28 protein-coding genes are annotated in these 23,161 nt (G+C 70.5%); 19 read left to right on the top strand and 9 right to left on the bottom strand.

The genetic code is table 11. The features are described from left to right. Positions 1-4 precede the first annotated feature (4 nt). On the top strand, positions 5-868 hold the full coding sequence (locus tag VGT80_RS10280; RefSeq protein WP_327455445.1) for an SDR family oxidoreductase: 864 nt from the start codon (positions 5-7) through the stop codon (positions 866-868). Next, positions 865-1,053 carry a hypothetical protein gene (locus VGT80_RS10275; RefSeq protein ID WP_327455431.1) on the top strand — a complete coding sequence of 63 codons (189 nt, stop codon included), beginning with the start codon at positions 865-867 and terminating at the stop codon, positions 1,051-1,053. The genes VGT80_RS10280 and VGT80_RS10275 overlap by 4 nt, the downstream gene beginning before the upstream one ends. Here VGT80_RS10275 and VGT80_RS10270 read toward each other — a convergent pair. After that, on the bottom strand, positions 1,050-1,793 hold the full coding sequence (locus tag VGT80_RS10270; RefSeq protein ID WP_327455429.1) for an alpha/beta hydrolase: 744 nt from the start codon (positions 1,791-1,793) through the stop codon (positions 1,050-1,052). The genes VGT80_RS10275 and VGT80_RS10270 overlap by 4 nt on opposite strands. Positions 1,794-1,871: 78 nt before the next feature. Here VGT80_RS10270 and VGT80_RS10265 point away from each other — a divergent pair, with 78 nt between their 5' ends. The 4 genes from VGT80_RS10265 (at position 1,872) to bla (ending at position 5,548) form a co-directional block, all read left to right on the top strand. Continuing rightward, a complete protein-coding gene (locus VGT80_RS10265) occupies positions 1,872-3,035 on the top strand; it encodes a glycosyltransferase family 4 protein (RefSeq protein WP_327455427.1) in 1,164 nt (387 codons plus the stop codon). Further along, complete coding sequence (locus tag VGT80_RS10260) at positions 3,035-4,024, top strand: glycosyltransferase family 9 protein (RefSeq protein WP_327455425.1); 990 nt, start codon at positions 3,035-3,037, stop codon at positions 4,022-4,024. The genes VGT80_RS10265 and VGT80_RS10260 overlap by 1 nt, the downstream gene beginning before the upstream one ends. Before the next feature lie 134 nt (positions 4,025-4,158). Beyond that, positions 4,159-4,680 carry a translation initiation factor IF-3 gene (infC, locus tag VGT80_RS10255; RefSeq protein ID WP_327455423.1) on the top strand — a complete coding sequence of 174 codons (522 nt, stop codon included), beginning with the start codon at positions 4,159-4,161 and terminating at the stop codon, positions 4,678-4,680. Positions 4,681-4,738: 58 nt separating this feature from the next. Then, positions 4,739-5,548 (top strand): subclass B3 metallo-beta-lactamase, encoded by an 810-nt coding sequence (bla, locus tag VGT80_RS10250; RefSeq protein WP_327455421.1) that lies wholly within the window; start codon positions 4,739-4,741, stop codon positions 5,546-5,548. On the opposite strand, the gene VGT80_RS10245 is transcribed toward bla, so the two are convergent. Beyond that, positions 5,545-5,940: a hypothetical protein gene (locus tag VGT80_RS10245; protein WP_327455419.1), complete on the bottom strand. Its 396-nt coding sequence runs from the start codon at positions 5,938-5,940 to the stop codon at positions 5,545-5,547. The two genes, bla and VGT80_RS10245, sit on opposite strands and share 4 nt — an antisense overlap. 97 nt (positions 5,941-6,037) lie before the next feature. Between VGT80_RS10245 and VGT80_RS10240 the strand changes: the two genes are divergently transcribed. Both VGT80_RS10240 and VGT80_RS10235 read left to right on the top strand, forming a co-directional pair. Next, entirely contained in the window at positions 6,038-7,270 is a 1,233-nt protein-coding gene (locus VGT80_RS10240; RefSeq protein WP_327455417.1) for an MFS transporter, read from the top strand. After that, positions 7,267-8,475: an MFS transporter gene (locus VGT80_RS10235; RefSeq protein ID WP_327455415.1), complete on the top strand. Its 1,209-nt coding sequence runs from the start codon at positions 7,267-7,269 to the stop codon at positions 8,473-8,475. Before VGT80_RS10240 ends, VGT80_RS10235 begins: the two co-directional genes overlap by 4 nt. On the opposite strand, the gene VGT80_RS10230 is transcribed toward VGT80_RS10235, so the two are convergent. The 3 genes from VGT80_RS10230 to VGT80_RS10220 all read right to left on the bottom strand — a co-directional run bounded on the left by VGT80_RS10230 (position 8,472) and on the right by VGT80_RS10220 (position 12,074). Continuing rightward, positions 8,472-9,416 carry an alpha/beta hydrolase gene (locus VGT80_RS10230; RefSeq protein WP_327455413.1) on the bottom strand — a complete coding sequence of 315 codons (945 nt, stop codon included), beginning with the start codon at positions 9,414-9,416 and terminating at the stop codon, positions 8,472-8,474. The two genes, VGT80_RS10235 and VGT80_RS10230, sit on opposite strands and share 4 nt — an antisense overlap. Positions 9,417-9,572: 156 nt before the next feature. Next, positions 9,573-11,009, bottom strand: a complete 1,437-nt coding sequence (locus tag VGT80_RS10225; RefSeq protein WP_327455411.1) for an aldehyde dehydrogenase family protein — start codon at positions 11,007-11,009, stop codon at positions 9,573-9,575. A 132-nt stretch (positions 11,010-11,141) separates the two neighbouring features. Next, entirely contained in the window at positions 11,142-12,074 is a 933-nt protein-coding gene (locus VGT80_RS10220) for an SMP-30/gluconolactonase/LRE family protein (protein WP_327455409.1), read from the bottom strand. A 50-nt stretch (positions 12,075-12,124) separates the two neighbouring features. On the opposite strand from VGT80_RS10220, the gene VGT80_RS10215 reads away from it, so the two are divergent. The 4 genes from VGT80_RS10215 to VGT80_RS10200 are packed head-to-tail and all read left to right on the top strand — an operon-like array spanning position 12,125 to position 13,862. After that, positions 12,125-12,280, top strand: a complete 156-nt coding sequence (locus VGT80_RS10215; protein WP_327455407.1) for a hypothetical protein — start codon at positions 12,125-12,127, stop codon at positions 12,278-12,280. Positions 12,281-12,297: 17 nt separating this feature from the next. Continuing rightward, entirely contained in the window at positions 12,298-13,032 is a 735-nt protein-coding gene (locus VGT80_RS10210; RefSeq protein ID WP_327455405.1) for an SDR family oxidoreductase, read from the top strand. Continuing rightward, positions 13,029-13,409 carry a dihydroneopterin aldolase gene (folB, locus tag VGT80_RS10205; protein WP_327455403.1) on the top strand — a complete coding sequence of 127 codons (381 nt, stop codon included), beginning with the start codon at positions 13,029-13,031 and terminating at the stop codon, positions 13,407-13,409. The genes VGT80_RS10210 and folB overlap by 4 nt, the downstream gene beginning before the upstream one ends. A gap of 54 nt (positions 13,410-13,463) precedes the next feature. Further along, positions 13,464-13,862 (top strand): hypothetical protein, encoded by a 399-nt coding sequence (locus VGT80_RS10200; protein WP_327455401.1) that lies wholly within the window; start codon positions 13,464-13,466, stop codon positions 13,860-13,862. Here VGT80_RS10200 and VGT80_RS10195 read toward each other — a convergent pair. Then, a complete protein-coding gene (locus VGT80_RS10195; protein WP_327455399.1) occupies positions 13,859-14,746 on the bottom strand; it encodes a branched-chain amino acid aminotransferase in 888 nt (295 codons plus the stop codon). The two genes, VGT80_RS10200 and VGT80_RS10195, sit on opposite strands and share 4 nt — an antisense overlap. Before the next feature lie 107 nt (positions 14,747-14,853). Between VGT80_RS10195 and VGT80_RS10190 the strand changes: the two genes are divergently transcribed. From VGT80_RS10190 to VGT80_RS10180, 3 genes are read left to right on the top strand one after another with little or no spacing between them, the layout of a single operon-like run. Continuing rightward, positions 14,854-15,564, top strand: a complete 711-nt coding sequence (locus tag VGT80_RS10190; RefSeq protein WP_327455397.1) for a response regulator transcription factor — start codon at positions 14,854-14,856, stop codon at positions 15,562-15,564. Next, positions 15,564-16,937 carry an ATP-binding protein gene (locus VGT80_RS10185; RefSeq protein ID WP_327455395.1) on the top strand — a complete coding sequence of 458 codons (1,374 nt, stop codon included), beginning with the start codon at positions 15,564-15,566 and terminating at the stop codon, positions 16,935-16,937. The genes VGT80_RS10190 and VGT80_RS10185 overlap by 1 nt, the downstream gene beginning before the upstream one ends. Before the next feature lie 47 nt (positions 16,938-16,984). Continuing rightward, entirely contained in the window at positions 16,985-17,410 is a 426-nt protein-coding gene (locus tag VGT80_RS10180; protein WP_327455393.1) for a DUF2147 domain-containing protein, read from the top strand. A 61-nt stretch (positions 17,411-17,471) separates the two neighbouring features. On the opposite strand, the gene proC is transcribed toward VGT80_RS10180, so the two are convergent. After that, positions 17,472-18,266 (bottom strand): pyrroline-5-carboxylate reductase, encoded by a 795-nt coding sequence (gene proC / locus VGT80_RS10175; protein ID WP_327455443.1) that lies wholly within the window; start codon positions 18,264-18,266, stop codon positions 17,472-17,474. A 135-nt stretch (positions 18,267-18,401) separates the two neighbouring features. Between proC and VGT80_RS10170 the strand changes: the two genes are divergently transcribed. Beyond that, positions 18,402-19,538 (top strand): hypothetical protein, encoded by a 1,137-nt coding sequence (locus VGT80_RS10170; protein ID WP_327455392.1) that lies wholly within the window; start codon positions 18,402-18,404, stop codon positions 19,536-19,538. A gap of 6 nt (positions 19,539-19,544) precedes the next feature. Here VGT80_RS10170 and VGT80_RS10165 read toward each other — a convergent pair whose 3' ends face one another. Further along, a complete protein-coding gene (locus tag VGT80_RS10165) occupies positions 19,545-20,045 on the bottom strand; it encodes a YbjN domain-containing protein (protein ID WP_327455391.1) in 501 nt (166 codons plus the stop codon). 145 nt (positions 20,046-20,190) lie between these two features. Next, positions 20,191-20,451, bottom strand: coding sequence for an accessory factor UbiK family protein (locus tag VGT80_RS10160; RefSeq protein ID WP_327455390.1), 261 nt, complete (start codon positions 20,449-20,451; stop codon positions 20,191-20,193). A 117-nt stretch (positions 20,452-20,568) separates the two neighbouring features. Here VGT80_RS10160 and lgt point away from each other — a divergent pair, with 117 nt between their 5' ends. The 3 genes from lgt to VGT80_RS10145 form a co-directional block, all read left to right on the top strand. Further along, positions 20,569-21,441, top strand: coding sequence for a prolipoprotein diacylglyceryl transferase (gene lgt, locus VGT80_RS10155; protein ID WP_327455388.1), 873 nt, complete (start codon positions 20,569-20,571; stop codon positions 21,439-21,441). After that, positions 21,428-22,483, top strand: a complete 1,056-nt coding sequence (locus VGT80_RS10150) for a class I SAM-dependent methyltransferase (RefSeq protein ID WP_327455386.1) — start codon at positions 21,428-21,430, stop codon at positions 22,481-22,483. Before lgt ends, VGT80_RS10150 begins: the two co-directional genes overlap by 14 nt. Continuing rightward, positions 22,483-23,161: polyphenol oxidase family protein (locus tag VGT80_RS10145; RefSeq protein ID WP_327455384.1), on the top strand; the 679-nt coding region annotated here is incomplete at its 3' end. The genes VGT80_RS10150 and VGT80_RS10145, both read left to right, overlap by 1 nt.

Here is a 23,161-nt window from a genome sequence, read left to right as displayed (position 1 = left end):
GGCGCTGCGCCTCTTCATCTTCGGCTACGGCTATGTGGGCCGCGCGCTGGCCCGGCGGCTGAAGGGCCAGGGCTGGGACGTGGCGGCGACCCTGCGCGACCCCGCCGGCGCCCCACGGCTCGAAGCCGACGGCGTGCGCGCGGTGATGCTGGACGACGCCGACGCCCTGGCCCAGGCGCTGGCCGGCGCCCAGGCTCTGCTGATCACTGCCCCGCCGGGCCCGCAGGGCTGTCCCGCCCTCGCCGTCTTGATCCCGGCGCTGGCCCGCGCCCAGGCTTTTCCAGACTGGATCGGCTATCTCTCCACCACCGGGGTCTATGGCGACCGGCGCGGCGGCTGGGTGTTCGAGGGCAGCCGCCTGGCCGCCCAGTCGGTGGAGGGCGGCCGCCGCGTGGGGGCCGAGCGCGACTGGCTGGAGGTCGGCCGCGGCATGGGCCTGACCGTCACCGTCTTCCGGCTGCCCGGCATCTACGGCCCCGGTCGTTCGGCGTTCGATCGCCTGCGGGCCGGCGAGGCCCGCCGCATCGTCGCCCCCGGCCAGGTGTTCTCGCGCATCCACGTCGACGACCTGGCGTCCGGCCTCGCCGCCTCCATCGCGCGGCCGCGGGCGGGCGGGGTCTACAACCTTTGCGACGATGAGCCGGCGGCCAATTCCGAGGTCGTCGCCTATGCGGCGAAGCTGCTGGGCGTGGCCCCGCCGCCGGAGATCCCGCTGAACGAGGCCGGCCTGTCGCCCCAGGCCCAGCGCTTCTACGCCGAGAGCAAGCGGGTCGCGAACGCGCTTATCAAGGCCGAGGTCGGCTGGCGGCCGGTCTATCCGTCCTATCGCGAGGGCCTGGCGGCCATCCTGAAGGAGGAAGGTGGATGACGGACGAATTTGTGGGACTGGCGGCTCCGGCGAAGCGGGCGCTGGCCGCAGCGGGCGTCGGCAGCCTGGCCGAGCTTTCCCGGCGGGGCGAGGGCGAGATCGCCGCCCTGCACGGCATGGGCCCCAACGCGCTTCGCATCCTGCGCGAGAAGCTGGCCGCCCGGGGCCTGGGTTTCGCCCGCTAGACGACCTCTTCCACCGCCGCGATCAGGCGGGCGATGTCCTGCGGTCGCGACAGGCGGTGGTCGCCGTCCTTGATCAGGGCGAACACCAGGTCCTGGCTCTTGATGAGCTGCGCCAGCTCCAGCGCGTGGCGCCACGGCACGTCAGGGTCCTCGCCGCCCTGCAGGATGCGGACCGGGACCTCGATCGGAATCTCGCCGTCGAGGATCGACCAGCGGGCGCCGTCTTCGAGCAGGGCCCGGGTGATCGGATACGGCTCGCCATAGGGCGAGGGCCGAAACCAGACGCCGTTCGCGTCGAGCTCAGCCACGCCTTCGGGCGGAATTCCAGGGCGCATCAGCTTTTCGGTGAAGTCCGCAGCGGGCGCGACCAGCACCATCGCCTTGACGCGGGCCGGCTGGGCCATGGCCGCGAGGCAGGCGATCCAGCCGCCCATGGAGGAGCCGACCAGCACGGCCGGGCCTTGCACCAGCTCGCCCAGCACCGCCAGCGCGTCCTCCCGCCAGTGGGTGATGGTCCCGTGGGCGAAGTCGCCGCTGGATTCCCCGTGGCCGAAATAGTCGAAGCGGACGTAGGCGCGGCCCTGGGCCAGCGCCCAGTCGGCCAGCGCCTGGGCCTTGGTCCCGGCCATGTCGGACCGGAAGCCGCCCAGCCACACCACCGTCGACCCCGCGCCGGCCACGCGGCGCCAGGCGAGGCGCTCGCCGCCGGGGCGCGCCAGGAAGCCCGATGTCTCGTTCATGAGCGGTTGGTTTAGCCCGCCGCGTCCGACCCGTCAGCGGCGGCTTTACGACTCGGTGTTTCGGCGTATGCAGGTGAGGTGCCCCTGCCCCCTGATTTCACCCTGCTGCAGGTCGTGCCCGAGCTGGAGACCGGCGGGGCCGAACAGACGACCATCGACGTCGCCCGCGCGGTGATCGCGGCCGGCGGACGCGCCCTGGTGGCGACCCGCGGCGGGCGGATGGTGGCCCGGCTCGCCGCCGACGGCGGCCGCCTCGCCCAGATGCCGGTGCACAGCAAGAACCCGCTGACCATGCTGGGCAACGCCGCCCGGCTGGCCGACCTGATCCGCACGGAGAAGGTGAGCCTGGTCCATGCCCGCTCCCGCGCCCCGGCCTTCTCGGCGCTCTGGGCGGCGCGGCGCACCCACACCCCGTTCGTGACCACCTATCACGGGGTCTACAGCGCCCGGAACCGTCTGAAGCGCTGGTACAACGCCGTCATGACCCGCGGCGACCTGGTGATCGCCAACTCCGGCTACACGCGCGACCATGTGCTCGCCGAACACCACATGGACCCCGCCAAGATCGTCGCCATCCCGCGCGGCGTCGACCTCGACCGGTTCAGCCCCGCCTGGGTGACGCCGGATCGGGTGGAGGCCCTGCGCCGGGCCTGGGGGATCGCCCCCGACGAGCGCCGCACCCGCTTCCTGCTGGCCGCCCGGCTGACCCGGGTGAAGGGCCACCTCACCGTCATCGCCGCCGCCGCCAAGCTGAAGGGCGAGGGCCGTTCGGATTTCGTGGTGCTGTTCGCCGGCGACGACCAGGGGCGCGACGACTACAGCCGCGAGCTCACAGCCGCGATCGCCCAGGCGGGGCTTCAGGACACGGTGCGGATCGTCGGCCATTGCGACGACATGCCGGCGGCCTATCTGGTGGGCGATGTGGCGCTCGCCGCCCGGACCACGCCCGAAGCCTTCGGGCGCACCGCCGTCGAGCCCCAGGCCATGGGGCGGCCGGTGATCGCCTCCAATGACGGGGCCCTGGTGGAGACGGTGGTGGACGGGGTGACCGGCTGGCTGGTCGAACCGGGCGATGCGGACGCCTGGGCCCGCGCCATGGCCGTCGCCATCGACCTGGGCCCCGGCAAGCGGCTGGAGATGGGCCAGGCGGGCATGAACCGGGTCCGACAGCTCTATCGCAACGATCTCATGTGCGCGGCCACCCTCGCCGCCTACGAACGCGTGCTGGAGGCGCGCGCCTGATGGCCAACCGCAACGTCGAGAAGATCCTGGTCATCAAGCTGTCGGCGCTCGGCGACTTCGTCCTGGGGCTGGCGGCCATGAAGAAGATCCGCGAGGCGCACAAGAAGGCGCACATCACGCTCCTGACCACCCCGCCCTTCGAGGCCTTCGCCAAGTCGTGCCCCTATTTCAACGCGGTCTGGACGGATGGCCGGCCGGAGACCTTCGGCCAATGGATGGCGCTGCGGAAAAAGCTGCGGGCGGCCCGGTTCGACCGGGTCTACGACCTGCAGACCTCGGCCCATTCCAACCGGCTGTTCCACCTGCTGCGGCCGGGCCCGCCGGCCTGGTCGGGGATCGCCATGGGCGCCTCCCTGCCGCACAGGAATTCGCTGCGCGACAGCATGCACACCCTGGAGCGCCAGGCCGACCAGCTGATGTACGCCGGCATCTGGCCCGATGCGCCCACCGCGCCCGGGACCGCGCCGGGACCCGACATCTCCTGGGTCTGGAAGGCCCAGGCCGGCGAGCGGCCGGTGGCCGGCGCCGTGCAGCCCCGGCCCTATGTGATGTTCGTGCCCGGCGGCTCGGCGCATCGGCCGGAGAAGCGCTGGCCGGTCGAGAACTACGCCGAGCTGGCCCGCATCCTCTACGGCCGCGGCTTCGACATCGTGATCATCGGCGGGGTGCAGGAGACCCCGCTCGCCCATGCCATCCAGCGGGTGGCGCCGCGGGCCCGCGACCTGACCGGCCGGACGGATTTCGCCCGCATCGCGGTGCTGGGCTCCAAGGCCTCGCTGGCCATCGGCAACGACACCGGCCCGCTGCACGTGATGGCCGCGGCCGGCGCGCCGACCCTGGTGCTGTTCTCCAAGGCCTCGGACCCCTCGCTGACCGCCCCGCGCGGCCGGGTGAGCATCCTCCAGGCCGACCGGCTGTCGGAACTGCCTGTGGCCAAGGTGGCGCAGGCGGCGTCCTTACTGCTGTCCGACAAGGCCGGCGCGGCTTGATAGAGTGGTGAGGGTCAGCCATATACTGGCCCTCAACGACCGGTCCCTCGGCCGATGGCCGACCTTATGCGTTGAAGCCCACTAGCCACCCACTCGTCGAAACAACATACGGAGCCTCGCCTATTCGCCGCCCCATGAACACGCCGCCCGTCAAGGACGGCCTTCGCATCAACGAAGACATCCGCGTTCCCCGCGTTCTGCTCATCGACCAGAACGGCGAAAAACAGGGCGTGATGCCCACCTCCGCCGCTTTGGAGGCCGCCGAAGAAGCGGGCCTCGATCTCGTTGAGATTGTCGCCACGGCCGATCCGCCGGTCTGCAAGATCCTGGACTACGGCAAGTTCAGGTTCCAGGAGCAGAAGAAGAAGAACGAGGCGCGCAAGCGGCAGAAGGTGGTGGAGATCAAGGAGATCAAGCTCCGCCCGAACATCGACATCCACGACTACGAAGTGAAGCAGCGCTCGATGTATCGCTTCTTCGAAGAGGGCGACAAGGTGAAGGTCACCCTGCGCTTCCGCGGCCGCGAACTGGCCCACCCCGAGCTCGGCATGAAGCTGCTCCAGAAGGTCAAGGCCGACTTCGAGCCCATCGCCAAGGTGGAGTACGAGCCGCGCATGGAAGGCCGCCAGATGATCATGATCCTCGCGCCGAGGTAGGATGCGGATCGGGGCGGCAATGTTCGGAGCGGTCGCCGTCGGGGCGGCCGCTTTTTCGTTGCCGGCCCAAGCCCTGCCCCACGACAACGACCCCGTCGCCCCGTTCAAGATCGGCGAGGGGCTCTACTACGTCGGCGCCTCGGACATCACCTCATTCCTGTTCGTGACGAACGCCGGGATGATCCTGCTGGACGGCGGCTATGAGACGACCGCCCCACAGATCCTCGCCAACATCAGGACGCTGGGCTTCGACCCCAAGCGGGTGAAGATCCTGCTCTCCAGCCACGGCCACCTCGACCACGCCGGCGGCCTCGCCCAGCTGAAGCGCGAGACCGGCGCGACGCTCTATGCGAGCGCGCTGGACGGCGCCCTGATGGCGCGCGGCGGCAAGGGTGACTTCGGGCTCGGCGATGCCGCGGCCTATCCGCCGGTGACGCCCGACCGCACGGTCAAGGATGGGGAGAAGGTCAGCCTCGGCGGCTGGACGCTCACCGCCCACCTGACGCCCGGGCACACCCGCGGCTGCACCACCTGGACCTTTCCGGTGAGCGTCGCGGGCAAGGTGCGCCAGGGGTTGGCGCTTTGCTCCAACTCGGTGCTGCCCATGTACCGGCTGGACAAGACCCATGAGAGCTATCCGGGCATCGCCGCCGACTACGAGACGAGCTACGCCACGTGGCGGCGCCTGCCCTGCGAGGTGTTCCTCGGCAGCCATGGGATGTTCTTCGGGATGAAGGAAAAGCGCGCGGCGCTGGAGGCCGGCAAGGCGGACGCCTTCGTCGATCCCGCCGGCTGCAGGGCCTGGTTCGACAAGGGCTATGCAGCCTTCCACGAGACGCTCGCCAGGCAGGAAGCCGCCGGCCGCTAGTTTGCCGGGCAGGGATATTTCAGCCGAAGCGCAGACAGCAGGGGGATCGCCACCGGCTCGTCCCAGGTCGCGATCTCCGGCGCCCCGGCCACATAATCCCGCAGCACAGCCAGCGACTCATCGGTCGTGAGCTGCCGCCGCTCGCCGCAGAACAGGCGCGGCTTGCCCAGGACCTGCAAGGTCGAATTCGCCCAGACCAGCGCGTGGTAGACCAGGCGGAATTCGCGCACGGTCTCCGGGCGCTTCGTCGCCATCCCCGCCGTGAACTGGTCCATCATCAGGTCGTCGTAGGCGGCCGGCACGGGGATCGGCGCCTCCGCGGCGGCGGCCGGCGGCGCGTGACCTGTTAGCGCGAGGAACAGAACGGCGGAGCTGAGGGTCTTGGAGATCATCCAGCCAATGTCGTTCGGGACACGGTCCGCCGCAAAGAGGCGTATCGCCGCTCGCTGAGCTTGCCGCCTTGCTCCGCACGGCTTACCTGCCTCGCCGATGTCCGACACTGCGCCGCGGGAGGCGACGCCGCCTCGCTGGGCGGCGCCGTCGCTGATCGCCCTCATCTTTCTGAACCAGCTCGGCTTCGGGATCGTCGTCCCGTTGCTGCCCTTCTACGCCAAGTCGTTCAACGCCCAGCCCTGGTTGATCGCGCTGATCTTCTCGGCCTTCTCGGTCGGCGCCTTCTTCGGCGAGCCGTTCTGGGGCCGCCTGTCCGACAAATATGGCCGCAAGCCGCTGCTCATCTCGACCATCTGCGGCAACTGCATCTGCTACTTCGCGCTGGCCTTCGCGCCCAACGCCTGGGCGGCCTTCGCCATCCGGCTGGCCGGCGGCCTCTCCAGCGGCAACGGCTCGGTGATCCAGGGCTATATCGCCGACGTCACCCCGCCGGAGAAGCGGACGCGGGCGATGAGCTGGATGAGCGCCTCGTGGAACGTCGGCCTGATCGTGGGGCCCTCGCTGGGCGGCCTGTTCGCCAAGCCGAGCCTGGGGCCGGTGGGCTTCCAGCTGCCGCTGTTCATCGCCTCTGGCCTGTTCGCCGCCTCCGCGGCCTGCATCGCGCTGTTCATCCGCGAGAGCCGGGCGCGCGACATGACCAACACCTTCCGCCCCAACCGCTGGGCGGCGTTCGGCGAGGCGGTGCGCAATCCGATCATCGGGCGGCTGTTCCTGCTCACCTTCATGGTGGGCTTCGCCTTCACCGGCATCGAGAGCGTGTTCGGCCTGTGGACCCAGGCCAAGTTCGGCTGGGGCCCGCGCGACGTGGGCGTGGCCTTCGCCTTCGTGGGCATCGCCTCGGCGATCACCCAGATGACGCTCACGGGACCGCTGTCCGAGCGCTTCGGCCAGGGCCGCATGCTGGCGCTGGGCATGGCCATCACCATGGTCTGCATCGGCCTGCAGCCGCTCTCCACCGGCGGGCCCATGACCATCGCCCTGATGAGCCTGTCGGCGATCGGCCAGTCGGTCGCCTGGCCCAATGTCTCGGGCCTGGTCTCCCAGACCGCCGACCCGCAGCGGCAGGGCCAGATCCTGGGCCTGAACAACGCCATGGGCGCCCTGGCCCGCGTCATCGGGCCGTTCTGCGCGGGGCTGAGCTTCTCCGGCATCAGCATCGACGGGCCCTACATCCAGGGCGCCCTGGTGGTGGCGCCGGCCATCTGGCTGGCGCTCTCGGCCGGGAAGATGGCCGAGGCGGCCCGCGCCGCCCCCGAGCCGCGGTCATGACCGCGATCTCCACCTCGCCCTCGACCGAGGAGCGCCGCGCGCTGATCGTCCTGCTGAGCGTGATCTTCCTGATGATCGCGGGCTTCGGCCTGGTGATCCCGCTGTTGCCGTTCTTCGCCCAGGCCTTCCATGCGCCCGCCTGGCAGGTCACCCTGCTGTTCTCGGCCTTCTCCTTCGGCCAGTTCCTGGGCGAGCCCTTCTGGGGCAAGCTGTCGGACCGGATCGGCCGCAAGCCGGTGCTGATCGTCACCATCACCGCCGTGGCGCTGAGCTATGCGGCCCTGGCCTTTGCCCCGACCCTGCTGGCCGCCTTCGTGATCCGTTTCCTGTGCGGGATCTTCGCTGGCAACATCTCGACCCTGCAGGGCGCCATGGCCGACATCACCGCGCCCGACAAGCGCGCCAGCCGCATGGGGATCATGGGCGCCGCGTTCAGCGCGGGCTTCACGACAGGCCCGGCGATCGGGGGGCTGCTGGCCCAGCCCAGCCGCGGCGCGCTCGGCTTCCAACTGCCGCTGCTGGTGGCCGCGGCCTTCGCGCTCGCCTCCGCCGTGGCGGTGATCGTCTTCGTGCGGGAAAGCCGGCCGGAGCGCCGGCCGGCGCTGCTGGGCCCCAAGCCCGCGCGCCTGCGCGAAGGCTTCGCCCACCCGATCATCAGTCGGGTGGTGGTGGTCAGCTTCATCGTCGTGGTCGGCTTCGCCGGCATCGAGTCGACCTACGGCCTGTGGACCGAGCAGCGCTTCGGCTGGGGCCCGCGCCAGATCGGTCTGGCCTTCATGGGCATCGGGGTGCTGGGCGCTGTCTGCCAGGGCTGGCTCTCGGGGCGCCTGGCGCGCCGCTACGGCGAGGCGACCACGCTGACGGTCGGCCTGGTGTTCATGGGCCTGGGCATGGTGACCCAGGGCGGATCGCCCAACTGGCCGGTGGCCATGGCGGGCTTCGCCCTGGTCTGCCTCGGCCAGTCGATCTGCTTCCCGAACATCGCCGCCCTGATCTCCCATTCCGCCCCGCCGCATCGGCAGGGCGAGATGCTGGGCCTGAACATGAGCGGCATGGCGCTGGCCCGCATCGGCGGCCCGGTGCTGGCCGGCCAGCTGTTTTCCATGGTGGCCGCCGGCGCGCCCTTCGCCTTCTCGGCGCTCCTGATCCTGCCGGCCCTGTGGTTCGCCCTGCAGATCCGCGGACGCACTCTGGTCCCGGCCTAGCCGATCGCCGCTTTGAGAGCTTCCGCGGTTTCCTTCGCCGCCTCGATCACCGCCGGCGAGACGTCGGCCATGACGTAGAAGTCGTGCGGCAGGTGCGGGTACTCGATGTGCCTCACCGCCACCCCGGCGTCGGCCAGCCGCTCGGCATAGGCCGCGCCCTCGTCCTTCAGGCAGTCGTGGCCGGCGGTGACCACCAAAGCGGGCGCGACCCCCTTCACGTGGTCGGCCTTGAGCGGCGACAGGCGGTGCGCCTCGGGATGGCCGGCGCCGGCCAAGAGCTTCTCGAACCAGCGCATGGCGTCGAAGCTCAGGATCGGCCCGTCCAGGGTCTTGCGCGAGGCGGTCTCCCAGGCGTCGCTGGTGACCGGATAGAGCAGCAGCTGGAAGGCCAGCGTCCGCGCGGGATCGTCGCGCAGGTCGAGCGCCACCGCGGCCGCCAGATTGCCGCCGGCGCTGTCGCCGCCGACCGCGATCCGCAGGGCGTCGACGCCGAGGTCCGCGGCATGGTCGAAGGCCCACTTCGCCGCGGTCAGGGCGTCGTCGTGGCCCTTGGGGAACGGGTTCTCCGGCGCCAGGCGGTAGTCCACCGCCATGACCCGGCAATGGCCCCAGGCGGCCATCCGGCGGCAGTGGCCGTCGTGGGTCTCCAGGTCGCCGATCACCCAGCCGCCGCCGTGAAAATAGACCAGCAGGCCCGACGGCTTGCCGAGCCCCTGGGGTTCGTAGAGCCTGACCGGGATCGGCCCGTGCGGGCCATCCATCGAGAAGTCGCCGACGTCGACGTCCTTGGGCGCGTTCTGGTCCTGGCTCTGCCGCTGCGCCCGATAGCCGGCCCGCACCATGTCGGGCGGCAGCTGGTCCAGCGGCGGCAACGGATTGGCCGCGGCCTCCTTGGCCTGGGCGTCGATGAGGGTCTGGAAGGCGGGATCGATGGCGGGCATGGCGAACTCCTTGCCCTCCCTTGGTGGGGAGGGACAGACCGCGAAGCAGTCAGGGTGGGGACGTCGCGATCAAGCTCCGGCTCGGCGCTTGGCCCACACTTCCCCACCCGTCTGTCGCTTCGCTCCAGCCACCCTCCCCATGAAGGGGAGGGAAAGCTACTCCGCGGCCTGCTTCGGCGCGTAGCCGAGGATGGCCTTGGTCTCCAGGAACTCGTGGAAGGCGAAATCGCCCCACTCGCGCCCGTTGCCGCTCTTCTTGTAGCCGCCGAACGGGGCGGTCATGTCCGAGCCGCCGTTGATCGAGACCTGGCCGGCGCGGATGCGACGGGCGATCTTGCGGGCCTGATCGAGGTCGGCGCCGTTCACGTAGCCGGCCAGGCCGTACTCGGTGTCGTTGCCGATGGCGATCGCCTGGTCGATGGACTCATAGGGCAGGATGGCCAGCACCGGTCCGAAGATCTCCTCCCGGGCGATGGTCATCTCGTTGTTGACGTTGCCGAACACCGTGGGCTTCACGAAGTAGCCCTTGTCGAGGCCCTCGGGGCGTCCCGTACCGCCGGTGACCAGGGTCGCGCCCTCGTCGATGCCCTTCTGGATCAGGGCCTGGATCTTGTTGAACTGCACCTCGGAGACCACCGGGCCCAGCATGGCGTTGCCGTTGGGATCGCCCACCGTCACCTGCTCGGCGGCTTCCTTGGCCGCCGCCATGGCCTCGGCCATGCGCTTGGTGGGGACCAGCATCCGGGTCGGCGCATTACAGCTCTGGCCGGAGTTGGTCATCATGTGCTGCACGCCGCGCGCCACGGACTTGGTGAAGACGTCGTCGTCCAGGATGATGTTCGGGCTCTTGCCGCCCAGCTCCTGGTGGACGCGCTTGACGCCGGGCGCCGCATTCTTGGCCACCTCGACGCCGGCCCGGGTCGAGCCGGTGAACGACACCATGTCCACGTCGGGGTGGACGCTCAGCGCCACGCCGACGCCGGGACCATCCCCGTGCACCAGGTTGAACACGCCAGCCGGCACGCCCGCCGCATGCATGATCTCCGCGAAGATGTGGCCCGAGAACGGCGCCACTTCCGAGGGCTTCAGCACCATGGTGCAGCCCGTGGCGATGGCCGGGGCCACCTTGCAGGCGATCTGGTTGAGCGGCCAGTTCCACGGCGTGATGAAGGCGCAGACGCCGATCGGCTCCTTCACGATCATGGTATTGCCGCGGTCCTCCTCGAACTTGAAGTCCTTGAGGATCTGGGCGGCGGTGGCCAGGTGGCCCATGCCGGCCGGCACCTGGGCGCGTTGCGCCAGCGAGGACGGCGCGCCCATCTCTTCGGTGACGGCGGTGGCCAGGTCGCCGAAGCGCTTCTGGTATTCCGCCAGGATGCGGCCCAGCACCTCGAGGCGCTCTTCGCGGCTGGTTTGCGACCACGTTTCAAAAGCTTGCTTGGCGGCCTTCACGGCCTTGTCGACGTCCTTGGCGGAGCCGATCGCGATCTTGCCGCAGACCGCCTCGGTGGCCGGATTGATGACCTCGAGGGTCTTCATCTCGGCCGGATCGACCCACTTCCCGTCGATGTAGAATTGCAGGTATTCGCGCATGGACGTCCTCCTGGACCCGTTCTGGTTCGTTCGTTTCGTCGGCCCGCCGGACCCGCGCGATTTGGGCCGCGCGCCCCGACTTTCAAACACGCATTTTAGTGATCGGCGGTAACTTCGGAAGCCCCGTCTTGATTACAGTTGATGCACCAGCGGCTGGCCCGCAACCGGCGAACGGGCTTTCAGCACATAATCGGCGCGGATCGAGCCCACATAGAGGTCCTTCAGGTCCGCCCCGCCCCAGGTGACATTGGTCGGGTGGTTGATCACGGCCCCGTCCGGATCGTGGAACACCGTCACCACCTGCAGCCCCGGCGTGATGGCCACCACCTTGTTGGCGGCCGGCAGGCAGACCCAGAGATTGCCCTGCCCGTCCAGGCCGACGCCGTCGGTGTAGCCCAGGTCGTTGTGATCGTGTTGCGGATCGCCGGGCGTCTGCAGCTTGCCCAGGATCGGCCCGTAGCGCTCGCCGGGACCAAGCTTGCCGTCGGGCCGGACCGGGAAGCGCATGACGTCGGCGCCGGAGGTCTGGGCGCAATAGAGCCACCGCTCGTCGGCCGACAGCGCCATGCCGTTCGGGAACTTCAGCCCCGCCGCCTCGATGGAGGATGAGCCGTCAGGCCTGAGCACGAAGATGAAGCCGTCGGTGCGGCCGTCCAGCGCCTGCGGCCAGGTCTCGGCGTGGGTGGAGTTGGCGCACCAGATGTTCCCGGCGCTGTCGATCACCGGATAGTTCGACGAGGTGAGCGGCTTTCCCTCCACCTCGCTCAGCAGGGTCTCGTGCGTCCCCGTCGCCGGATCGAAGCGCTCCAGGGGCCCGGGCTCGCGGTCGTAGATGCCGAAGTTGGCGATGATGATCCGGCCCTGGCGGTCCATGTTGAGTCCGTTGGGCGCGCCGCCCTTCGGCCCCAGCCGCTGGAACGAGCCGTCGGGGAAGATCTCGGCGACCGCGGCCTGGTGGTCGGAGGCGAAGACGCGGCCGTCCTTGCCCACCACCACGTCTTCCGGCCGGTCGATGCCGACGGCGATCTTCTGGAACGCCGAGGTTGGTATGGGCGTCAGCGGCAATGGATGCTCCCTCAACCGTCGTTTTCGTCGCCCGAAGCTAGAACGCGCCTTTGCCCGTTCGACAAGTCGGCTTGCGGGGGCGGGAGCGCGCCGCTAAAGCCGCTGCGACAGCTTCGGAGCGCCCCATGATCGGCATCGCCGCCATCGTCGTCTTCCTCATCGTGATCGCCACGCTGAACCGCATCGAGTTCGGCCGGTTCGACTGAGCCTGTAGGAGCACGCCATGGCGAGCCGCGGCGCGGCGCTGATCACGGGCGGCGCGCGGCGGGTCGGCCGGACGCTGGTCGCCGCCGCCGCCGAGGCCGGCTTCGACGTGGCGATCCATGTGCGCGCCGTCGACGACGACGCCGAAGCCGCGGCCGCCGAGGTCAAGGCCAAGGGTCGCAAGGCGCAGATCTTCCCCTGCGACCTGCGCCGCGAATCCACCACGGTCGCCCTGGTCGGGGAGGTCGAGGCCGAGCTCGGCCCTGTCACCCTGCTGGTCAATTGCGCCTCGGTGTTCGAGCGCGACGCCTTCTCCGACATGAACCGCGCCTCGTGGGACGCGCATCTGGAGACCAACCTGCGCGCGCCGTTGGTGCTGGCCCAGGCCTTCGCCCGCCGGTTGCCGGCCGACCGCGAAGGGCTGATCGTCAACATCCTCGACCAGCGGGTGCTCTCGCCCACGCCGGAGTTCTTCTCCTATTCGCTGTCCAAGGCCGCGCTGTGGGACGCGACCCGCATGCTCGCCCAGGAGCTCGCGCCCCGCATCCGGGTGAACGGCATCGGCCCGGGACCCACCCTGCCCTCGATCCACCAGGACCAGGCCGCCTTCGACGCCGAGGCCGAGGCGACCCCGATGCAGCGCGCGGTGGCGCCCGCCGACATCGCCCAGGCGCTGAAGTACCTGATCGATGCGACCGCGGTGACCGGCCAGATGATCGCTGTCGATTCCGGCCAGCACCTGGCCTGGCGATGAGCGAGCCGAAAGTGACCTCGAGCAAGGTGTTCGTCACCGGCCTCAATGTGCAGGCCGGCATCGGCGTCTATCGCCACGAGATCGGCAAGGTGCAGCCGCTGATCGTCGACGTGGAGCTGGACGTCCCCACGGCCGGCGCCGAACGGCTCGCCGACACGCTGAACTACGAGACCATCCTGCAGGCCGCCCAGGCCGTGGCCGCCGAAGGCCACATCGCCCTCGTCGAGACCTTCGCCGAGCGCCTGGCCCGCGCCTGCCTGGCCGACACGCGCGTCACCCGCGCCCGGGTGCGGGTGGAAAAGCCCCTGGCCCTCGCGCCCCACGCCGTCGGCGCCGGCGTTGAGATCATCCTCGAGCGCAACCCTTCCAAACTGTAACTGGCGCGGCCGAAAGGTTACGGCATGATGGTCGCCTGCCTCGGGAGGGCAACCATGAGCGAACGCCTCGACACCGCCTCCGCCGCCGAAGACCGCACCCTGCCGGCGATCTGCTACGCGCTCTACCTGATCGGCCTGACGCACGGCGTCACCACCGTCATCGGCCTGATCATCGCCTACGCCAGCCGCGATCAGGCGGGGCCCAGGATGTACACCCACTACACCTGGCTGATCCGCACCTTCTGGATCACCATCGGCGGCTTCGTGCTTGGCGGCGCTCTGCTGGCGGTGGGCATCCCGCTCAGCCTGGTGCTGGTCGGCATCCCGCTGGTGGTGCTGGGCGGCATGCTGATGGCCTGCGCCTGGGTGTTCATGGCCGTGCGGCTGGTGCTGGGCGTCCTCTACCTGGCCCGCGACGAGGAATACCCGCGGCCCTATGCGGTGATCGCCTAGGCGCCCACCAGCTCCCGCCGCACCATCTTGGCGTAGTCGTCCATCAGGCTGAGCGAGATATTGCCCGGCCGGAAGCTGTACTCGCCGATCTCGGCCACCGGGGTCACCTCGGCCGCCGTGCCGGTGACGAAGCACTCGGAGAAGTCGGCGAGCTCTTCGGGGCGGATGTGGCGCTCGATCACCTCGAAGCCCTTCTCGCGGGCCAGCCGGATCACCGACTGGCGGGTGATGCCGTTCAGGAAGCAGTCAGGCGTCGGGGTATGGATCACCCCGTCCTTGATGAAGAACACGTTGGAGCCGGTGCTCTCGGCGATGTAGCCGCGCCAGTCGAGCATCATGGCGTCGGTGAAGCCGTCCTTCTCCGCGGCGTGCTTGGACAGGGTGCAGATCATGTAGAGACCGGCCGCCTTGGCGTGCACCGGCTCGGTCTCGGGGCTCGGACGCTTGTACTTGGCCCAGGTGAGGCGGATGCCCTTGGCCTTCTCTTCCGGCTTGAAGTAGCTCGGCCAGTCCCAGACGGCGATCGACACATGGATCCTGGTGTTCTGCGCCGAAACCCCGATCATCTCCGAACCGCGCCAGGCGATCGGCCGCACATAGGCGTCGGTCAGGCCGTTCTTGGCGCAGGTTTCCTTGCAGGCCTGGTCGATCTGCGCCACCGTGAAGGGGATCACCATGTCGAGGATCTCGGCGGACTTGAACAGTCGCTCGGTATGCGCCGTCAGCTCGAAGATCTCGCCCCCATACATCCGCTCGCCCTCGAACACGGCCGACGCATAGTGCAGGCCATGGGTGAGTACGTGCACCTTCGCCTCGCGCCAGGGCACGAACTGGCCATCCAGCCAGATCCAACCGTCGCGATCGTCGAAGGGAACCAGGGACATGAGGGTGCGACCTCCTTTCGTATGGCCCCTCTTGAAACGTTCGCGGGAGCCTGCGTCAAACGAAATGGGGTTGAACCGCTGAGGCTCAACCCATCCTGGGGCAAGGCATGAGCCTGACCGACACCACCGCGCGCGGCCGCCACCTCCTGATCGTCGACGACGACGACCGCATCCGCGAACTGCTGAAGGAGTATCTGGCCCGCGCCGGCTTCCGGGTCACCGCCGCGTCCGGCGGCGCGCCGGCCCGCAAGCTGATCGAGGGCTTCACCTTCGACCTCGCCGTGCTCGACGTGATGATGCCCGGCGAGGACGGCTTTGCGCTCACCAAATGGCTGCGCGAACAGCGCGGACCCGCCGGGCGCACGCCGATCCTGATGCTCACCGCCCGCGGCGAGTCCGAGGACCGCATCGAGGGCCTGCGCCTGGGCGCCGACGACTATCTGCCCAAGCCCTTCGAGCCCGAGGAGCTGCTGCTGCGCATCGAGGCCATCCTGCGCCGCGCCCAGGACCGCCCGGCGCCGGCGGGCGAGCCCCTGGCGCTCGGCCGCTGCGCCTTCGATCCCGACCGCGGCGAACTCTCCTGCGCGGGCGAGCTGGTGCGCCTCACCGAGGCCGAGATCGCGCTCCTGCGCCTCCTGGCCCGCACCCCGCACGAGCCGGTCGACCGGCTGGAGCTGGCCCGCGGCCAGGTCGACCCCTCCGGCCGCGCCGTCGACGTGCAGGTCACCCGCCTGCGCCGCAAGATCGAGTCCGACCACAAGGCGCCGCGCTACCTGCGCACCGTGCGCGGGATCGGCTACATGCTGGCGCCCGACTGATGCGGCCCCCGCTCAAGGCGCTGGGCCTGCGCAGGCTCGGCCGCTGGATCAAGCAGCGGATGCCGACCACGCTGTTCGGGCGGTCGCTGCTGATCATCGTCCTGCCCATCGCCCTGATGCAGGTGGCGGTGACCTATGTCTTCTTCGACGCCCACTGGAAGACGGTGACCAGCCGGCTCTCCGAGGGCCTGGCCGGCGACATCGCCTGGGCCGTCGAGAGCTACAAGGAGGACCCCAGCCCGGCGGCCTTCGCCAAGCTGTCGAAACGGGCCGAGGACTCCATGGGCCTGTCGATCGCCCTGCAGCCCGGCCGCAAGCTGCCGGTCACCACGCGCGACCCGCCGGTGCTGTTCGAGCCGTTCTTCGCCCCCATCGACCGCTCGCTGCGCCGCGCGCTGGACGAGCGGCTGGATGACGCCTTCTGGTTCGACACCACCCGCTACCCGGCCTACGTCGACATCCGCGTGGCCGTGCCCGGCGGGGTGATGCGCATCCTGGCGTCCCGCGACCGCGCCTTCGCCACCCAGGGCCATATCTTCGTGCTGTGGATGACGGTGGCCACGGTGCTGCTCACCGCCATCGCCATCCTGTTCATCCGCAACCAGGTGCGGGCCATCGAGCGGCTGGCCAATGCGGCGGAGGCGTTCGGGCGCGGCGGCGACGTGGTGGCCTTCAAGCCGCATGGCGCGCGCGAGGTGCGCCGGGCCGCCAACGCCTTCCTCTCCATGCGCTCGCGCATCCTGCGCCAGATCGAGCAGCGCACGAACCTGCTGGCCTCGGTCAGCCACGACCTGCGCACGCCGCTCACCCGCCTGAAACTCGCGCTCGCGCTCGCCGAGCCCTCCAAGCGCACCGCCGAGATGAAGGGCGACGTGGCCGAGATGGAGCACATGATCGACGAGTACTTGGCCTTCGCCCGCGGCGAGGGGGGCGAGGCCACCGAGGCCGTGCGCCTGCTGGACCTCATCGAGGAGGTCAGCGCCGGGGCCGTGCGGGCCGGCGCCCAGGTCAGCGTCGAGGCCGATCCCGAGCTTGTGGCGCAGGTGCGGCCCAATGCGCTCAAGCGGGCGCTCGCCAACCTGATCATGAACGCCGCGGTGCATGGCGAACACGTCGCGGTGGCCGCCCGCCCGCGCCTGCACGGCGGCGTCGAGATCGTCGTCGACGACGACGGCCCGGGCATCCCGGAGGACCGCTACGAGGAGGCCTTCAAGGCCTTCGGCCGCCTCGACGAGGCGCGCAACCAGAACACCAAGGGGGTCGGGCTGGGCCTGGCCATCGCCCGCGACGTGGCCCGCGGCCACGGCGGCGACATCACCCTCGACCGCTCCCCGCTCGGCGGCCTGCGCGCGGTGGTGCGGCTGCCCGGCTGACCGAACGACCGCGGCCGTCCACGCGTTGCTAGGCTATGACCCGAGGCATGATCCCGCCGCTGCTGCTGACCCTGCTGGCCGCCGGCCCGGCGCTGGCCAACCAGGATCCCGCCGTCGGCCAGTGGCTGACCGAGGACGGCTTCGCCCACGTGGCCATCGCGCCCTGCAGCAGCGATCCGGCGCTGGTCTGCGGCGCGGTCACCTGGCTGAAGGACCCCGTGGGCCACCCGAACCGCGACATCCACAATCCGGATCGATCCCTGCGCGACCGCCCGCTGGTCGGCGTCATGGTGATCCGCGACATGAAGAACGAAGGCCCCGGCCGCTGGACCGGCGGCAGGGTCTACGATCCCGAGAGCGGCCGCAGCTACGCCGGGCGCCTGCGCGCGGTCTCCCGCAATCGCCTCGAGGTCGACGGCTGCGTGCTGGGCGTCTGCGACAGCGAGACCTGGACGCGGGTCGACGGCGACTAGGAAGCGAAAGCCAGCAAAGCCATCGAACCGCTTTTGCGTCCGGCTGCGCGACAAGAAATGCCTAGCCGCCCAACTGCTTGGAGCGCCGCACGGCCGCGGTGACCGCCTCGCGCAACAGCGGCGGCAGGCCGGTGTTGGACAACAGCACGTTCAGCGCCGCCTCGGTCGTGCCGCCGGGCGAGGTCACCTGCCGGCGCAGGTCCACCGGCTCGGCGTCGGAGTGGGCGAGTAGGGCCGCGGCCCCGGTGATCGTCGAGCGCGCCAGACGGGCGGCCTCCTTCGGCGGCAGGCCCGCAGCCAGCGCCGCACCCTCCAGGGCCTCGACGAAGGCGTAGAGATAGGCGGGGCCGGAGCCGGAGACGGCGGTCGCGGCGTGCATCAGGTCCTCGTCGACGAGGTCGACCACCGCGCCCAGCGGCTCGAACAGGGCGTGGGCCCGGGTGAGCGCGGCCGGATCGTCGGCGTAGAGGCTGGCCGTGCCCTGGTTGATCGCCGCCGCCGTGGTCGGCATGACGCGCGCCACGCAGCGGCCGCCGAACTCCTTGCCGATCTCGCCGGCCCGCACGCCCGCGGCGATCGAGACGATCACCGCATCGGCGTGCAGCCAGGGGACGTATTGCGCGGCGATCTCGGCCCAGACCTGCGGCTTGACCGCCAGGACCACGGTCCTCGCCTCGGCGAGCTCGGCGTCCGGCGGATTCAGCCGCGCCCCCTCCAGAGCTGCGGCCAGCGCCGCCGGGCCGGGCTCCGGGTCGCAGATCATCAGCTCGGCGGCGGTGAAGGCGCCGGCCTTCTTCCAGCCCTCCAGGATCGCGCCGCCCATGCGCCCGGCGCCCAGCATCAGGATCGGCGTGATCATGGCCGGCAGCCTAGCGGCGTCGGGGCCGAAGTGCGAGCCGCGAAGCCCCGGTGGGGCCCAGCCCTTCCGCGGCGCCATGCCGAGTTGTATGCTCGCGCGAGTTGCAGCGTTCAGTCGGCGTCGAGGTCCGGTGTGACCGATCTGTCGGTGGCGGCCGCGTCGCCGCCCGAGCCCTCGCTACAGAGGCTTTCGCCGGGTCATGCCGGCGGTGAGGTCGCGCGCGCCCTGCTGCAGGTCGGCTTCGACGACGCCCGTTACCGCCAGGATTACCCCGACCTGGCCAAGCTGGGCCCCGAGGTCGCGGCCTGGCACTATCATGTGGCGGGACGGGCGGAGGGCCGGCGGGCGCACTTTCGCCTGCCCTGGCGGGTCGCCGAGGCCAAGGCGCAGGTCCTGAGCCTGCCCGCGCAGGAGGAACGCCTGCTTCGTCAGGACATCGCCCTCGCCCGGCTGGGGGAAGCCGACGTCTACGGCCGCGATCTGGAGGCCTTCGGCGAGCTCAGCCGCCCGCACGAGCTGTGGCGACCGCTGGTGATCGTCTCCGACAGCCACGGACAGTTCTATCTGGCGCAGGAGGTGCTGCGGCGCGCGGACCTCCTGCCGGTCCCCTTCCTCAACACCGGCGCTTCAGCGCGCGGTTTGATGAATCCGAACTCGCGCGGCGGCCATGGGAGCCGCATCCTGCAGATGCTGGAAGCGCGCGGCGAACGCCTGGCCCACGCGACCGTGCTGTTCAAGTTCGGCCAGGTGGATCTGGAGTTCGTCTACGACTTCCAGCGGATCCACAGCGGCCAGACCGCCTTCGATCTCGCGGCGGCGAGCGACTTCGCCCGCGAGAGCGCCCGGCGCTACGCCGAATTTCTGCGCCAGGCGCGCGCCGCCACTTCGGCCCGGATCGTGGTGAGCAGCGCCCTGCCGCCCACGCTCAGCGATGCGGCGCTGCGCCAGGGCGTCGTCAACGGCCACATCGCCCACCTGCACGCCGAGGCCGACATCGAGGCCCTGGCCGCCGGCCTGGCGCGGCTCGACATGCCGGACCAGCCCACGCGCACCGGCCTCGCGCGCACCTTCAACACCACGCTTCAGAGCGCCTGCGCCGAGCTCGGGCTCGCCTTCCTGGATGACTTCAATCCGCTGCTCGGGCCGGAGGGCGTGATCGCCCCCGAGCTGATCGCCTGGCACGGCGGCAGCGATCACCATATCCCGTGGCTCTGCCCCGACAGCCGGCGCGCCGCCGGCGAGCTCGCGCTGCGGATCGCAAGCCTCTAGAGGCCCTCAGGCCTCGCCGACCGTCTCGAACATGCAGGCGGCGATCGCCTCCTGGGGGGACTTGGCGCCGCGGACCAGGAAGTCGAAGGCCGGATAGAAGCGGTCGGCGCATTCCACCGCCACGTCGATCATCGCCGCGGCTTGGGCGAGCGAGGGTTGTTCGCCCGCCATCAAGGGCATGCCGTGGCGGAAGACGATCTCGCCGTCTTCCCAGACCTCGAAGTGGCCCAGCCAGACCCGCGGATTGAGGGTCGCCAGCAGCTCGTGCGCCGCCAGCCGCTGCTCCTTGGGGACCACCAGGTCGATGGACAGGCACAGCTGCAGGCACTCGCCTTCCGGACGCCAGGCGAACCACAGCTCGTAGTCCTTCCAGTCGCCGGCCAGGGAGAAGGCCAGGTCGCCGTCTTCGGTGCGGTCGAAGGGCAGGTTCTCGGCGGTGAGCACATGCTCGACCACATCGAGGGGATCATTGCCGATCAGGACGTTGTCGTCAGACTGGATGTCCATAGACCCTAGGTCCTTTCGCAATTGGCGAAGGGAGCGAGCGTCGCCCCCGAATCGCCTGCGATATTGAAAGTAAGCTGGTTCGCGGCCTGGCCGTCACCCGGTTCGTGCCGGGGCCAAGCCACATTCGCGTGTTTTCGGTGGATGATCAGGGGATGTCTTTCGGTGCGGCGCTCGACGCCGCCCCCTCCGAACCCCCGCGCAAGGCGGCCAGCTCCGCGCGCAGCGCCGCCACCTCGGCCTTCAGCGCCTCGAAGTCTTCGCGTCGGATCAGGTCGAGCTCGGCGGCGATACGGTCGGCCTGGGCGCGGAAGGCGGCCTTGGCCTCGTCTCCGGCCGCCTGGGCCAGGCCCATGGCGGCGGTGGTCAGCTTGGCCATCTCATCGAGGAACGGATTCTGGGTCTGCATCTCTAGCTCTGGCACGGGCGGACGCCCGTCTTTGGTCCCTTATATGGCCCCTGAGGGGGTGAAAGCGAAGGCCTTCTCGTCTAAAGCCACCTAGCTGAACGCTGGAGCGCCCGACACGTGCCCTTTCCGGATTTCGACCCCGTCCTTGTCCACCTGGGCCCGATCGCCGTCCGCTGGTATGCGCTGGCCTATGTGGCGGGCATCCTGCTGGGCTGGCGCTACGCGGTCTCGCTGGTCAAGAACGCCCGGCTCTGGCCGCTGCGCGGACCGGCGGCCACGACCGATCAGCTCGACGACCTGGTGCTTTGGATCACCGTCGGCGTCATCGTCGGCGGCCGGCTGGGCCATGTGCTGTTCTACACGCCGGCCCTGATCTGGACCGACCCGGTCGAGATCCTCAAGACCTGGCACGGCGGCATGAGCTTCCACGGCGGGGCGCTGGGCGTCCTGCTGGCGCTCGCCCTCTTTACCTGGCGCAACAAGCTCGACCTCCTGCGGCTCGGCGACATCGTCGCGGCCTGCACGCCGATCGGCCTGTTCTTCGGCCGCATCGCCAATTTCATCAACGGCGAGCTCTGGGGCCGGCCGACTACCCTGCCCTGGGGAATCGTCTTCCCCGGCGCCGGGCCGGAGCCGCGTCACCCGAGCGAGCTTTACGAGGCCGGCCTCGAGGGCCTGGTCCTGTTCCTCCTGCTGCGCTGGTCGACCCATGGCCGCCACGACCTCAACCGCCGCGGCGTGGTCATGGGCCTGTTCATCGCCGGCTACGGCCTGGCCCGCACCGCGCTCGAGAACGTCCGCGAGCCGGACAGCTACATGCCCAACTTCCCGTTCGGCCTGACCATGGGGATGATGCTGTCGATCCCGATGATCGCGGTCGGCGCCTGGATGGTCTGGCGCGGCCTCAGGGAAGGCCCGGCCAATGACGGGACGGCCGTGGTCCAGCCAGCCCCCCAGAACGCTCCGCCGGCGGCCGATGAGCCTGCGTGAGCGGCTGGAGGCCCAGATCGCACAGGCGGGCCCGATCTCCGTCGCCCAGTACATGACCGCCGCGCTTCACGACCCCACCGAGGGCTATTATGCGACCCGGCCGGCGCTGGGCGAGGCCGGCGACTTCGTCACCGCCCCCCTGATCAGCCAGATGTTCGGCGAGCTGGTCGGGGTCTGGGCCGCCGCCGCGTGGCAGATGATGGGCGCGCCCGCCACGGTGCGGCTGGTGGAGATGGGCCCCGGCGACGGGACCCTGATGGCCGACGTCTCGCGCGCCGCGCGCATGGCCCCGGACTTCCTCGAGGCCGCCGAGGTCTGGCTGGTGGAGACCTCCGAACCGCTCAAGGCGATCCAGCAACGCCGGCTGGGCGAAGGCCCGCGCTGGGCCGCCTCGCTGGCCGAGGTCCCGGGCGGGGCGCCGATGATCCTCATCGCCAACGAGCTGCTGGACTGCCTGCCGACCCGCCAGTTCGTGCGCACCGCCGTGGGCTGGACCGAACAGCTGGTCGGTCTGGACCGTGACGGCCGCCTCGCCTTCGTCCGCAACCCGACGCCGGCCGCCGGCCTGCTGCCCGACGCCGCCGAGGGCGCGGTCTATGAACAGTCCGCGGCCCAGGCCGCCCTGGGCGCGCTGCTCGGCGGCCGCCTCGCCCGCGACGGGGGCGCCGCGCTGCTGATCGACTACGGCCGCGATCGGGCAGGCTTCGGCGACACCCTGCAGGCGCTGCGCCGCCACCTGAAGGTCGACCCGCTGGCCTGCCCGGGCGAGGCCGATCTCACCGTCCACGCCGATTTCCCGGCGGTGATGGACGCCGCGCGCCAGCAGGGCGCGGAGGCCGTCATCCTGACCCAGGCGGAGTTCCTGGCCCGCATGGGCGTCGGCCTGCGCGCCGAGGCCCTGGTGGCGGCGCGCCCGGACAAGTCGCCGATGATCGGCCGCCAGCTCAACCGCCTGCTCGCCGCCGACCAGATGGGCGACCTGTTCAAGGCCTGCTGCATCCATTCGCCGGGCTGGACGCCGCCCGCCTTCGAGGACGCCTGATGGCCAAGCTGCCGGTCCTGACCTCCGAGCGCCTGCGCCTGCCGCGCGTCCGCCACGGCTTCTTCACCCGCCAGGGCGGCGTCAGCCAAGGCATCTACGAGAGCCTGAACGTCGGCCTGGGCTCCCAGGACGATCCGGAGGCCGTGGCCGAGAACCGCCGCCGGGTGGCCGCCCACTTCGGCCAGGACGCCCTGGTCACCGCCTATCAGACGCACTCCGCCACCGCCCTCGTCGCCGACGGTCCCTGGCCGGCCGGGCCGCCGCACGCCGACGCGGTGGTCAGCGCCACGGCGGGCGTGGTCTGTGCGGCGCTGGCCGCCGACTGTGCGCCGATCCTGCTGGTCGATCCGGAGGCCCGTGTGGTCGCCGCGGCCCACGCGGGCTGGCGCGGCGCGCTCTCCGGCATCGTCGAGGCCACGGTGCGCCGGATGGAAGGCCTGGGCGCCAATCGCAAGTGGATCCGCGCCGCGGTCGGGCCCTGCATCGGGCCGAAGTCCTATGAGGTCGGCGTCGAGTTCCGCGCCCAGTTCGTCAAGGTCGACCCCGCCTATGGCCGTTTCTTCGGGACCGGCGTGAGCGACGACAAGCGGATGTTCGACCTGCCGGAATTCGTGCTCGGCCGCCTGCGCGCCGCCGGCGTCACCCAGTGCGAATGGCTCGGGCACGACACCTGCGCGG

The organism is Phenylobacterium sp., from assembly GCF_035944335.1.
Classification (GTDB): Bacteria; Pseudomonadota; Alphaproteobacteria; order Caulobacterales; family Caulobacteraceae; genus Phenylobacterium.
Note: the sequence above shows the minus strand (reverse complement) of the source record. Positions and strands in the feature narration are given on the sequence as shown.